Annotated in this window: 11 protein-coding genes; 9 read left to right on the top strand and 2 right to left on the bottom strand. The window is 65.9% G+C overall.

Going from position 1 to position 12,497, the window contains the following annotated elements; genetic code table 11:
* The first annotated feature begins 139 nt into the window (after nucleotides 1-139).
* The 5 genes from pyrC to ACSUZJ_RS23530 all read left to right on the top strand — a co-directional run bounded on the left by pyrC (nucleotide 140) and on the right by ACSUZJ_RS23530 (nucleotide 3,812).
* Nucleotides 140-1,189 (top strand): dihydroorotase, encoded by a 1,050-nt coding sequence (gene pyrC, locus ACSUZJ_RS23550; RefSeq protein ID WP_499412082.1) that lies wholly within the window; start codon nucleotides 140-142, stop codon nucleotides 1,187-1,189.
* Between the two features lie 9 nt (nucleotides 1,190-1,198).
* The gene (locus ACSUZJ_RS23545; protein ID WP_499412081.1) at nucleotides 1,199-1,996 is read left to right on the top strand and encodes a DUF3025 domain-containing protein; all 798 of its coding nucleotides are present in this window, start codon (nucleotides 1,199-1,201) and stop codon (nucleotides 1,994-1,996) included.
* Nucleotides 1,996-2,988 carry a Gfo/Idh/MocA family protein gene (locus ACSUZJ_RS23540; protein WP_499416651.1) on the top strand — a complete coding sequence of 331 codons (993 nt, stop codon included), beginning with the start codon at nucleotides 1,996-1,998 and terminating at the stop codon, nucleotides 2,986-2,988. The genes ACSUZJ_RS23545 and ACSUZJ_RS23540 overlap by 1 nt, the downstream gene beginning before the upstream one ends.
* A gap of 97 nt (nucleotides 2,989-3,085) precedes the next feature.
* The gene (locus ACSUZJ_RS23535) at nucleotides 3,086-3,430 is read left to right on the top strand and encodes a hypothetical protein (RefSeq protein WP_499412080.1); all 345 of its coding nucleotides are present in this window, start codon (nucleotides 3,086-3,088) and stop codon (nucleotides 3,428-3,430) included.
* A gap of 13 nt (nucleotides 3,431-3,443) precedes the next feature.
* Nucleotides 3,444-3,812, top strand: coding sequence for a glyoxalase superfamily protein (locus ACSUZJ_RS23530; protein WP_499412079.1), 369 nt, complete (start codon nucleotides 3,444-3,446; stop codon nucleotides 3,810-3,812).
* A 280-nt stretch (nucleotides 3,813-4,092) separates the two neighbouring features.
* Here ACSUZJ_RS23530 and recG read toward each other — a convergent pair whose 3' ends face one another.
* Nucleotides 4,093-6,153: an ATP-dependent DNA helicase RecG gene (gene recG / locus ACSUZJ_RS23525; RefSeq protein ID WP_499412077.1), complete on the bottom strand. Its 2,061-nt coding sequence runs from the start codon at nucleotides 6,151-6,153 to the stop codon at nucleotides 4,093-4,095.
* Between the two features lie 106 nt (nucleotides 6,154-6,259).
* Between recG and queA the strand changes: the two genes are divergently transcribed.
* Nucleotides 6,260-7,282, top strand: a complete 1,023-nt coding sequence (gene queA / locus ACSUZJ_RS23520) for a tRNA preQ1(34) S-adenosylmethionine ribosyltransferase-isomerase QueA (RefSeq protein WP_499412076.1) — start codon at nucleotides 6,260-6,262, stop codon at nucleotides 7,280-7,282.
* Between the two features lie 8 nt (nucleotides 7,283-7,290).
* Nucleotides 7,291-8,430, top strand: coding sequence for a tRNA guanosine(34) transglycosylase Tgt (gene tgt, locus ACSUZJ_RS23515; RefSeq protein WP_499412075.1), 1,140 nt, complete (start codon nucleotides 7,291-7,293; stop codon nucleotides 8,428-8,430).
* Between the two features lie 196 nt (nucleotides 8,431-8,626).
* Here the strand turns inward: tgt and ACSUZJ_RS23510 are convergent, their stop codons facing one another.
* Nucleotides 8,627-9,727, bottom strand: a complete 1,101-nt coding sequence (locus tag ACSUZJ_RS23510; RefSeq protein WP_499412074.1) for an NADH:flavin oxidoreductase/NADH oxidase — start codon at nucleotides 9,725-9,727, stop codon at nucleotides 8,627-8,629.
* A gap of 497 nt (nucleotides 9,728-10,224) precedes the next feature.
* Here ACSUZJ_RS23510 and yajC point away from each other — a divergent pair, with 497 nt between their 5' ends.
* Both yajC and secD read left to right on the top strand, forming a co-directional pair.
* Nucleotides 10,225-10,557, top strand: coding sequence for a preprotein translocase subunit YajC (gene yajC, locus ACSUZJ_RS23505; protein ID WP_499412072.1), 333 nt, complete (start codon nucleotides 10,225-10,227; stop codon nucleotides 10,555-10,557).
* 58 nt (nucleotides 10,558-10,615) lie between these two features.
* The gene (secD, locus tag ACSUZJ_RS23500) at nucleotides 10,616-12,493 is read left to right on the top strand and encodes a protein translocase subunit SecD (protein ID WP_499412070.1); all 1,878 of its coding nucleotides are present in this window, start codon (nucleotides 10,616-10,618) and stop codon (nucleotides 12,491-12,493) included.
* Nucleotides 12,494-12,497: the final 4 nt, after the last annotated feature.

The raw sequence follows: 12,497 nt of genomic DNA, 5'->3' as shown, positions 1-12,497 counted from the left end.
GCCAATGATGCAAGAAACCCGGGCCGGCGCCGCGGCGTCAGGCGGGATTGAACGGACGGGAATGCGCAAGCGTGGAGCAGGGCGCGCTGCGCATTCCCTATGCGGGTAAAATGACGCCGTCCGCAATTCGAGAGCCGCCATGTCCACCATCGAGACCCCGCAATCCATCACCATCACCCGCCCCGACGATTGGCACCTGCACCTGCGCGACGGCGCGGCGCTGGCCAGCGTGCTGCCGCATACCGCCCAGCAGTTCGCGCGCGCGATCGTGATGCCGAACCTGAAACCCCCGGTCACCACCGCTCTAGATGCCGCCGCCTACCGCGACCGCATCCTGGCCGCGCTGCCGGAAGGAATGCAGTTCGAACCGCTGATGACCCTGTACCTGACCGACAACACCGATCCGGACGAGATCCGGCGCGCCCAGGACACCGGCTTCATCCACGCCGTGAAGCTCTACCCGGCAGGCGCCACCACCAATTCGGCGGCCGGCGTCACCGACCTGAAAAAGTGCTACAAGACCCTGGAAGTGATGCAGGAAGTCGGCATGCCGCTGCTGGTGCACGGCGAAGTGACCGACAACGACATCGACCTGTTCGACCGCGAGGCCGTCTTCATCGAGCGCGTGATGCGCCCGCTGCGCCGCGATCTGCCGGCCCTGAACATCGTGTTCGAGCACATCACCACCAAGGACGCGGCCCAGTATGTGGCCGAGGCCGAAGGCCCGATCGCGGCGACCATCACCGCGCACCACCTGCTGTACAACCGCAACGAGATCTTCCGCGGCGGCATCCGCCCGCATTACTACTGCCTGCCGGTCCTGAAGCGCGAAGAACACCGCCTGGCGCTGGTGACGGCCGCCACCAGCGGCGACGAACGCTTCTTCCTCGGCACCGACTCGGCCCCGCACGCCATCAACGCCAAGGAATCGAGCTGCGGCTGCGCCGGCTGCTACACCGCGCTGCACGCGATGGAGCTGTACACCCAAGCCTTTGCCGACGCCGGCGCGCTCGACAAACTGGAAGCATTTGCCAGCTTCAACGGCCCGGCCTTCTACGGCCTGCCGCGCAACGAAGGCACGATCACCCTCACGCGCGAAACCTGGACCCTGCCCGAGACCGTGCCGATGGGGAGCGCCCGCCTGGTGCCGCTGAACGCCGGCGAGCAGATCCACTGGAAGATGGTCTAAGGCTGGCCGATGCTTGCGCAGATCGACTGGTCCCGCCCCTGGTATGACGCGGTGCGTCCCGCCTTCGAGCGCATGCAATTCGAGGGCGACGCGTTCATCGGCGCCTTCAACCGCAACGCTGCCAGCCTCGCCCTGCGCAACCACCGTGATCTACCCATCACCTTCGTGCCGCAGGAATCGCTGCCCGAGGGGACGGCCTACGAGGCCTTCATCAGCGCCACCGGCGGCGTGCCCACGCGCGACAACCTGCACGACTTCTTCAACGGCCTGGTGTGGCAGACCTTCCCGCTCATCAAGCGCCAGTTGAATGCCCTGCAGGCGGCGCAGATCGAGGCCGCCGGCGGAGTAGGGCAGTCGCGCGGTCCGGCGCGCGACGCCGCCACCATCTTCGACGAAAACGCGGCCCTGCTGGTGGTGCGCGCCTCGAGCGCGGGCCGCGCGCTGGTCGACGAACTGCGCGCCCACTGCTGGGACGCCGCCCTGTTCGAGAAGCGCGCCATGTTCGGCCGCGACGCCCGCGTGTGGTTGTTCGGCCACGCGCTGATGGAAAAGCTGGTCGCACCGCGCAAGGCGATCACCGCGCATACCCGCGTGGTGTTCGCCGATGACGCCTATTTCGAACTGCCCCTGGATGGGCAGCGCGCCTGGATCGACGAACGGGTGGCGGCCGACCTGGCAGGCAGCGAACTGACCACCTCCGGCTTCACGCCCCTGCCGGTGCTGGGCGTGCCGGGCTGGTGGCCGCACCAGGACGCCGCCTTCTACGCCGACACAAGCGTGTTCCGTCCGAAAAGAGTAAAAGAATGATGACCAAACAGGTTCGCTGGGGCATTCTCGGCACCGGCAAGATCGCACGCGCCTTTGCCACCGCCCTGCGCGACGTGCCCGATGCGCAACTGGCGGCGGTCGCTTCGCGCAGCCGCGACAAGGCCGAGGCCTTCGCCGCCGAATTCGGCGCCGCTGCCGCCTATCCTTCCTACGAGGAGCTGGCCGCGGCCGGCGACATCGACCTGGTCTACATCGCCACGCCCCACCCCCAGCACGCCGCCAATGCGCTGCTGGTCCTGGGAGCGGGGAAGGGCGCGCTGGTCGAAAAGGCGTTCACGATGAACCGGCGCGAGGCCGAGGAGGTCGTGGCGCTGGCGCGTGCCAAAGGCCTGTTCCTGATGGAAGCGATGTGGACGCGCTACCTGCCGGCGCTGGCGGAGGTCAAGCGCATCATCGCCTCCGGCGAGATCGGCGAGGTCAGCCAGGTCGTGGCCGACTTCGGTTTTACCGCCAACTTTGGTCCCGAACACCGCGTGTTCAACCCTGCACTTGGCGGCGGCGCGTTGCTCGACCTGGGCATCTATCCGCTGTCGATCGCGGCCAGCCTGCTCGGGCCGGTCACGGCGGTCAAGGCCCAGGCGCAGATGGGGCCGACCGGCGTCGACGTCCAGACCGGCTTCACGCTCAGGCACGAAGGCGGCGGCATGTCGGTGTGCAGCTGCTCCTTCCTGGCGCGCACGCCGGGCGAACTGACCGTCTCGGGTACGCGCGGCCACGTGCGCATGAACACCATGTTCCATCGCGCCCGCTCGGTGACGGTGGCACTCGAGGACGGCAGCACGCGCACGGTCGACACGCCTTATCTGGGCAACGGCTATGTGCACGAAGCGATCGAGGCCCAGCGCTGCTTCCAGGCCGGCCTGCTGGAGAGCCCCGCCATGACGCAGGACGAGACGCTGGCGCTGATGGGCGTGATGGACGAGATCCGGCGCCAGATCGGGCTCGTGTACGAGGCCGACCGCACGGTGTAGATGTGCAGCAGCGGCGCAACGCCGCCGGCGTATGCGTGTTGACATGAAATTCAGAACGCCAAATACTGGGCGGCTTACTACCTGCTCTGGAGCCTTCATGCATTCCCTTCGCGCCGCCGTCCTTGCCGCCGCCTGCCTGCTACCGCTGGCGGCTCATGCCGCGCCTGTTCCCGTCCCGGCCGACAAGCTGGCCTATGTGGGCGACTGGCAGGGCAAGGACATGCGCATCCAGATGGCCAAGGACGGCAAGATCAAGTACAAGCGCGACCGGCCCGGCAAGAACATGGACCTGAGCGTCGACCTCCAGGGTTTTGATGGCGACAACTTCGACATCGGCTGGGGCTTCGTGCGCTCGACTTTCGTCGTCAGCAAGCCGCCGCACCGCGAGGGCGACAAGTGGAAGATGACGGTCGACGGCGTCGAACTGACGCGCGTCGACTGAGCGGGAGCGCACCATGAAGCTGGGCGCCGTCACTCCGATCCTGCGCATCTTCGACGAGGCGAAGGCGCGTGCATTCTATGTGGATTTTCTCGGCTTCGCCGTCGACTGGGAGCACCGCTTCGAGCCCGGCCTTCCTCTTTATCTGCAGGTGTCGCACGGCGACTGCGTGCTGCACCTGAGCGAACACCATGGCGACTGCTGCCCCGGCGCCGCGCTGCGCATCGAGGTCGACGATGTCGATGCCTACCAGGCGCAGCTGGCGGCGAAGAATTATGGTTATGCGCGGCCGGGTGTCGACGACACGCCCTGGGGCAGCCGCGAGATGGCGATCAAGGATCCGTTCGGGAACCGGTTGGTGTTCACCGGCGCGACCGGTGCGTAAGGATGCGTCCGTAAGCGGCGCAGCGCGGGCTGCTGATCGGTAAGCATGATGTGTACCGCGGGTTCAGGAACCCACCCTACGAAACTGGCACCGGCGCGTCGCGGGTCGGGAATCGGTATTCACATTGCACCGCGTGGGCACAGGTGCCCACCCTACAAGTTCGCGAAGTTCGTAGGGTGGACTCCCGAGTCCACGCTGTGCGGGGGTTGATCAGAGATCGCGCACGCAGTCTCGTAGGGTGGGCTTTCGAACCCGCCGGTACGGGAACCGATCCGCTGCCTCAAACCTTCAGGAACTCCTCGCGCCCACCCAGCCAGCGCGCCAGGTGCGCATCCACGATGGCGATGTACTCCGGCTTCTCGCCCTCCAGCAGGGCCGCCGCCACGTCGCGCGCATGCTCGACCAGCCACTGGTCGGTCTCCAGGTCGGCAAAGCGCAGCATCGCCTGCCCCGACTGGCGCGCACCGAGGAATTCGCCGGGACCGCGGATCTCCAGGTCGCGCCGCGCGATCTCGAAGCCGTCGGTGGTTTCGCGCATCGTCATCAGGCGCTGCTTGGCCACCTGGCCCAGCGGGCTCTGGTACAGCAGCAGGCACACGCTGGCCGCCGAGCCGCGGCCGACGCGCCCGCGCAGCTGGTGCAGCTGCGACAAGCCGAAACGCTCGGCGTGCTCGATCACCATCAGCGAGGCATTCGGCACGTCCACGCCCACCTCGATGACGGTGGTCGCCACCAGCACGTGCACCTCGCCGGCGGCAAAGGCGTCCATGATCACCTGCTTCTCGGCGGGTTTCAGGCGTCCGTGCACCAGGCCGACCTGCAGGTCGGGCAGGGCCTCGGCCAGGGTTTCGTAGGTCTCCGTCGCCGTCTGCAGCTGCAGCGCTTCGGATTCCTCGATCAGCGGACACACCCAGTAGACCTGCCGGCCCTCGAGCGCCGCCGCGTGCACGCGCTCGATCACCTCGTCCCTGCGGTTCTGGTCGATGGCGCGCGTGACGATCGGCGTGCGGCCGGGCGGCAGCTCGTCGATGACGGACACTTCCAGGTCGGCGTAATAGGTCATCGCCAGCGTGCGCGGGATCGGCGTGGCCGACATCATGAGTTGGTGCGGCACCAGGCCGTCGCTGCCCTTGTTGCGCAGGGTCAGGCGCTGGCCGACGCCGAAGCGATGCTGCTCGTCGACCAGCACCAGGCCCAGTTTCGCGAACTGAACGCTGTCCTGGATCAGCGCATGGGTGCCGATCACGAGATGGGCTTCGCCCGATTCGGCCATCTCGGCGGCCGCCGTCTTTTCCTTCTTCTTCAGGCTGCCGGTGAGCCATGCGACCTTCACGCCGAGCGGCTCCATCCAGGCGGCGATCTTCCTGAAATGCTGCTCGGCCAGGATCTCGGTCGGCGCCATCAGCGCGGCCTGGTAGCCGCTGTCGATGGCCTGGGCCGCGGCGAGCGCGGCGACGACGGTCTTGCCGCTGCCGACGTCGCCCTGCAGCAGGCGCTGCATCGGGTAACCTTCGCGCAGGTCGGCGCGGATTTCCTTCACCACGCGCTGCTGGGCATTGGTGAGCTGGAAGGGCAGGGCGCGCAGGAATGCCTCGGACAGCTCGCCGACCGCGCGCAGGGTCGGCGCGCCCTTGTCGCGGCGGGCGCGCTGGGCCCGTTTCAGCGAGAGTTGCTGGGCCAGCAGCTCGTCGAACTTCATGCGCGTCCAGGCCGGATGCGACTTGTCCATCAGCGCGTACTCGTCGGCGTCCTTGGGCGGGTAGTGCAGCAGCTTCACGGCCGGCTCGAAATCCATCAGGCCCAGCTTGCGGCGCACGCTCGGCGGCACGGTGTCGACCCAGTCGACGCGGCGCATGGCGTCGGCGATCGCGCGGCGCAGGATGTTTTGCGACAGGCCTTCGCCGGAAGGGTAGACCGGCGTGAGCGAGGTCGGCAGCGGCGCGCCCTCGTTGACCACTTTATAGGTGGGGTGGACCATCTCGGCGCCGAAGAAGCCATGCTTCACCTCGGTGCGGGCGCGCACGCGCACGCCCTCGGCCAGTTGCTTGACTTGGCTGCCGTAGAAATTCATGAAGCGCAGCAGGATGTCGCCGCTGTCGTCGGCGATCGTCACAAGGAGCTGGCGCCGCGGTTTCAGGGCGATCTCGTTTTTCGTGACCACGCCCTCGATCTGCGACACATGCCCGCCGCGCAGGCAGGCCTCGCGGATCGGCACGATCTTGGTCTCGTCCTCGTAGCGCATGGGCAGGTGCAGGACCAGGTCCATGTCGCTGCGCAGGCCGAGCCTGGCGAGCTTGCTTTCTGTGGTTTTGGGAGCGGATGTGGTCTTGGAAGCGGGCATAAACGCGGCAGGTTGGCGTGCATCAGCGTAAAATAGAGGGTTCGCCGCACGCGCTGCAGCCTCTATTGTAAAGCTGCCAGCCCCCATTTTCCCAGAATTGACCAGAATGTACTCGCTTTCCGATTTCGATTTTGATTTGCCGCCCGAGCGCATCGCGCAGGTTCCGCTGCCGGACCGCAGCGCTTCGCGCCTGCTGCAGCTCGACGGCGACCGCATCACCGACCGCCGTTTCGCCGACATCGTCGACCAGCTGCAGCCGGGCGATCTGCTCGTGATGAACAACACGCGCGTGCTCAAGGCGCGCTTTTTCGGTGTCAAGGAAACCGGCGGCCAGGTCGAAGTCCTGGTCGAACGCGTGCTGGACAACCGCACGGTGCTGGCCCAGGTCCGCGCTTCCAAGTCGCCAAAGCCCGGCAACCGCATCCGCCTGGCCGACGCCTTCTACGTGACCGTCGGCGAGCGTGCCGGCGAGTTCTTCACCCTCGCCTTCGAAGGCGACGTGTTCGACCTGATCGAGGCCCACGGCCGCCTGCCGCTGCCGCCCTACATCGAGCACACCGCCGACGAATTCGACGAGCAGCGCTACCAGACCGTGTACTCGAAGGAGCCGGGCGCCGTCGCCGCGCCGACCGCCGGCCTGCACTTCGACCAGCCGCTGCTCGACAAGTTGCAGGCAAAAGGCGTCAGGCTTGCCTACGTCACCCTGCACGTGGGCGCCGGCACCTTCCAGCCGGTGCGCGTGGAAGACCTGTCCGAACACAAGATGCACTCCGAGTGGTACACCATCTCGCAGGAGACGGTGGACGCGGTGCGCGCCGCCAGGGCGGCCGGCCGTGACGTGGTGGCCGTCGGCACCACTTCCCTGCGCGCGCTGGAATCGGCGTCCCAGTCCGGCGAGCTGGTGGCCGGCAGCAACGACACGGCGCTGTTCATCACCCCGGGATACCGCTTCAAGACGGTGACGCGCCTGATTACCAACTTCCATCTGCCGAAGTCGACGCTCATGATGCTGGTGTCGGCCTTTGCCGGCTATGAGGAGATCCGCAAGGCCTACGCCCATGCGATCGCCAGCGAATACCGCTTCTTCAGCTATGGCGACGCCATGCTGCTGACTACCACCTCCCGTTAAGAATACCGATGCTCGAATTTACGCTACTGAAGAAAGACACCAGCGGCCTGTCGCATGCGCGCCGCGGCCGCTTGAAACTCAACCACGGCACCATCGAAACGCCGATCTTCATGCCGGTCGGGACCTATGGCTCGGTCAAGGCGATGGATCCGACTGAACTGAAGGAAGTGGGCTCGCAGATCATCCTGGGCAACACCTTCCACCTGTGGCTGCGCCCGGGCACGGAGGTGCTCGACAAGTTCGGCGGCCTGCACGGCTTCATGGGCTGGGACAAGCCGATCCTGACCGACTCGGGCGGCTTCCAGGTGTTTTCCTTGGGCGCAATGCGCAAGATCACGGAAGAGGGCGTGACCTTCGCCTCGCCGATCGACGGCTCGCGTAAATTCCTGTCGCCCGAAGTGTCGATGCAGATCCAGCGTTCGCTGAACTCGGACATCGTGATGCAGTTCGACGAGTGTACGCCCTACGAAATCGATGGCCGTCCGGCCACCGCCGAGGAAGCGGCCAAGTCGATGCGCATGTCGCTGCGCTGGGCCCAGCGTTCGATGAACGAATTCAATCGCGGCGAGAACCCGAACGCGCTGTTCGGCATCGTCCAGGGCGGCATGTACGAGCACCTGCGCGACGAGTCGCTGGCCGGCCTGGAAGATATTAACTTCCCGGGCCTGGCGATCGGCGGCCTGTCGGTGGGCGAGCCGAAAGAGGACATGAAGCGCATCCTGGCCCACGTCGGCCCGCGCCTGCCGGAGAACAAGCCGCACTACCTGATGGGCGTCGGCACGCCGGAAGACCTGGTCGAAGGCGTGGCCAACGGCGTCGACATGTTCGACTGCGTAATGCCGACCCGGAACGCGCGCAACGGCTGGCTGTTCACGCGCTTCGGCGACGTCAAGATCAAGAACGCGCGTTATAAAGACGACACCGCGCCGCTGGACGAGTCCTGCACTTGCTACTGCTGCACGAACTTCTCGCGCGCCTACCTGCACCACCTGCACCGCTCGAACGAGATCCTGGGTGCGCGCCTGAACACGATCCACAACCTGCACTATTACCTGAACCTGATGCAGGAGATCCGCGACGCGATCGATGCCGACAGTTTTAACGCGTTCCGCCTGCAGTTCAACGCGGACCGGGCGCGCGGGGTGTAATTCTTCCGTGGCTATGCGTGGGCTGGTTGAACGCGTGGACGGCGGAGCCGTCCACCCTACGTTCCTTCGGCTTAGGTATCGATACCCGTAGGGTGGACGGGTCTCCCGTCCACGCGTTCAACGCACGTTCGCGTACCCGAACAATCAATAAAAAACGCGGCTCAAGGGCCGCGTTTTTTATTGCACGTCTACTTCATTACTCCGCCGCGCGATAGCGCTCGAGCCAGTGCGCATACGGCGCCGGCAGCGTCCACGACGGCTTGTCCAGGCCCAGCGCCTTGGCCGCCGCATACGGGTAGTGCGGATTGCCCAGGTGGGCGCGGCCGATCATCACCAGGTCCATCTGGCCGTCCGCCACGACACGGTTGGCGACCGTCGGCGAATCGATGTTCCACGACGAGGCCACCGGCAGGCCCGCTTCACGCTTGACGCGCTCGGCGATCGGCGCCAGGAAGCCCGAGGCCCAGGGAATGTTCGCGTCCGGGGTCGAGAAGCCGATGCTGACGTTCAGCAGGTCGAGGCCGCCGGCGCGGAACTGGCGCGTCAGTTCGATCGATTCCGTCAGCGTCTCTTCGTCGCGGCCGTCGAATTCGATCACGCCGAAGCGCGCCGTCAGCGGGAAGCGCTCGGGCCAGACGGCGCGCACCGCCGCCAGGGTCTCGAGCAGGAAGCGGCTGCGGCCGGCGAGGTCGCCGCCGTAGGCATCGGTACGCTGATTCGCGTGCCTTGAAAAAAAGCTCTGGCCGAGGTAGCCGTGGGCGAAGTGCAGTTCCAGCCACTCGAAACCGGCCGCCAATGCGCGGCGGGCGGCGGCGACGAAGTCGGCCTTGACGCGTTCGATGTCGGCGATGGTCATCGCTTTCGGCACCTGCGGCAGGTTGGCGCCAAAGGCGACCGCGGACGGGGAGATGGTTTCCCAGCTGCGCGGGTCGCTTGCAGGGATGTGGTCGTCGCCTTCCCAGGGACGCTGGGCGCTGGCCTTGCGGCCGGCGTGGCCGATCTGGATGCCGGCCACGGCGCCGCCGGCCTTGATCCCGGCGGCGATGCGCGCCAGGCCCGGCACGTGCTCGTCGGACCACAGGCCGAGGCAGCCCGGGGTGATGCGGCCTTCCGGCGACACGCCGGTCGCCTCGACGATCACCAGCCCGGCGCCGCCGCGCGCGATGCTCTCGTAGTGGGTGAAGTGCCAGTCGTTGGTGACACCATCGGTGGCGCTGTACTGGCACATCGGCGGCACCGCGATGCGGTTGCGCAGGGTGACGTCCTTGAGGGAGAAGGGGGTGAAAAGTGCTGGCATGGCTGTGATTCTTTTTGCTAGGGTAAAACAGGCCCATTGCGGCCGGGGACGGCTGCACAGGGCAAGTAAGGGGACCAATTGATGAGGGGGCGGATCATACTCCCGCCGGGAAATTCCTGCTGAGTCCGCGCTGGTTTTGAATGGTGCGTGAGCGGCCACTTCCGCCGAATGTGGCGGACTGGGGGCTTTCGTAAGGTGGACACCTGTGTCCACGCTGTGCTCCCTTTGAGCAAGCGAGGATTTAAGCTCAACCAAAACATATGACCGGCGTTCTCGGGCAAGCTCATCCAATGCGGCTTGCCGCAGCACGACCGCGTGGACACAGGTGTCCACCCTACAAAAACCGAACCCCTGGCCCAGCAGCAGACATTTGCTTGTTATTCTGATTTCCTACTTGCATTTTTTACAGCCATCCCCAGATGCGGCGGAATGGCCGCTGGCAGTTCGCCGGTGCTAGAATACAGCGCTGTTTTTTTTATCTCATAATCGGAGTCCTTGTGTTCATTTCCAACGCTTACGCGCAAACCACCGCCGCCGCCGATCCTGGCCTGATGGGCAACCTGACGACCTTCGCGCCGCTGCTGATCATGTTCGTGGTCATGTACTTCCTGATGATCCGCCCCCAGCAGAAGCGCCAGAAAGAGCTGAAAGCCATGATGGATGCGCTCGCGAAGGGCGACGAGGTGGTCACCGCCGGCGGCATCCTGGGTCGCGTTTCGAAGGTCACCGACACCTATGTCACCATCGAAGTGGCAGCCGGCACCGAGATGATCGTGCAGAAGAACGCAGTGACCACGCTGCTGCCGAAGGGCACCCTGAAGTCCCTGTAAGCCGGGCGTCGCGGCCCGCCAGGGCCGCGCGCCGCTCAACATAGAACGCTGGAACACTATGAATCGCTATCCGCTCTGGAAATACATACTGATCGCTGTCGCGCTCCTGCTTGGCGCGCTGTACACGGCGCCCAACTACTTCGGCGAATCGCCGGCGCTGCAAGTGACGACCGGCAAAACGACGGTCAAGATCAACAGCGACACCACGGCCCAGGTCGCGGAAGTGCTGAAACGCGAGGGTGTTCCGGCCAACCAGGTCACGCTTGACGGCTCGGGTAACTCGACCGCCGTGCGCGCCCGCTTCGACACCACCGATGCCCAGTTCAAGGCCAAGCTCGCGCTCGAACGCCAGCTCAACCGCGACCAGAGCGACCCCGATTACATCGTCACCGTCAACCTGGTGAAGAATACCCCGGCCTGGATGCAGGCCATGCGCGCGCTGCCGATGAACCTCGGCCTGGACCTGCGCGGCGGCGTCCACTTCCTGCTGCAGGTCGACTCGAAGGCCGTGCTGGAAACCCGCCTGAAGGGCACCCAGGCCAGCGTGCGCAGCGTCCTGCGCGACGCCAACGTGCGCCACTCCGGCATCGAGCGCAACGGCAACGCGATCGAAGTCAGCTTCCGCGACGAGCAGACCCGTGCCGCCGCCCGCACCGTGCTGACCAAGCAGATTGCCGACCTGGCCCTGCAGGATGCCGCCGATGGCACCGAGCTGAAGCTGGTCGCCACCATGAAGCCCGAGGCGCTCAAGCGCATCGTGGAAGAGGGCGTCAACCAGAACATCTCGACCCTGTCCAAGCGTATCAATGAACTCGGCGTGACCGAGCCGGTCATCCAGCGCCAGGGCGCCGACCGCATCATCGTCCAGCTGCCGGGCGTGCAGGACGTCGCGCGCGCCAAGGACCTGATCGGCCGCACCGCCACCCTCGAACTGCGCCTGGTCGATCCGACCATCACCCCGGGCACCGAACTGTCCGCCGCGATTCCGCTGAACTCGGAACTGTTCACCGAAGGCCGCGGCGCCCCGATTGTCGTCTCGAAAGACATCATCCTGACCGGCGACTACATCACCAACGCCGTCGCCAGCTTCGACCAGAACCAGCAGCCGGCCGTCTCGGTCGACCTGAACGGCGACGGCGGCCGCAAGATCCGCCTCGTCACCCGCGAAAACGTCGGCAAGCGCATGGCGATCCTGCTGAAGGAGAAGGGCAAGTACACCGTGCCGTCGGCCCCGACCATCCAGAGCGAACTGGGCTCGACCTTCCAGATCACCGGCATCGGCAACGCCCAGGAAGCGAATGAGCTGGCGCTGCTGCTGCGCTCGGGCGCACTGTCGGCGCCGATGGAGTTCATCGAAGAACGCGTGGTCGGCCCGCAGCTCGGCGCCGAAAACATCAGCCGCGGCCTGCACTCGACCCTGTGGGGCTTCGTGGCGATTGCCGTCTTCATGATCGTCTACTACCACATGTTCGGTGTCTTCAGCGCCATCGCGCTGGCCGCCAACGTGCTGTTCCTGCTGGCGCTGCTGTCGATGCTGCAGGCAACGCTGACCTTGCCGGGTATTGCGGCAATCGCGCTGGCGCTCGGTATGGCAATCGACGCCAACGTGCTGATCAACGAGCGTATCCGCGAGGAGCTGCGCGCCGGCGCCACGCCGCAGCAGGCGATCACCAACGGCTTCAGCCATGCCTGGGACACGATTTTCGACTCCAACGTGACCACCCTGATCGTCGGCCTGGCGCTGCTGATCTTCGGTACCGGCGCGGTGCGCGGCTTCGCCGTGGTGCACAGCCTGGGCATCCTGACCTCGATGTTCTCGGCGGTGTTCGTTTCGCGCGGCTTCGTGAACCTGTGGTACGGCCGTCGCGGCAAGAAGCTGGCCAAGCTGTCGGTCGGCACGGTCTGGAAACCGGGCCTGCCCGCTGAAAAGAACTAAGGAT

It is taken from the genome of Telluria sp. B2, assembly GCF_051789535.1.
Classification (GTDB): Bacteria; Pseudomonadota; Gammaproteobacteria; order Burkholderiales; family Burkholderiaceae_D; genus Telluria.
This window is presented reverse-complemented; position numbering and strand designations above follow the sequence as displayed.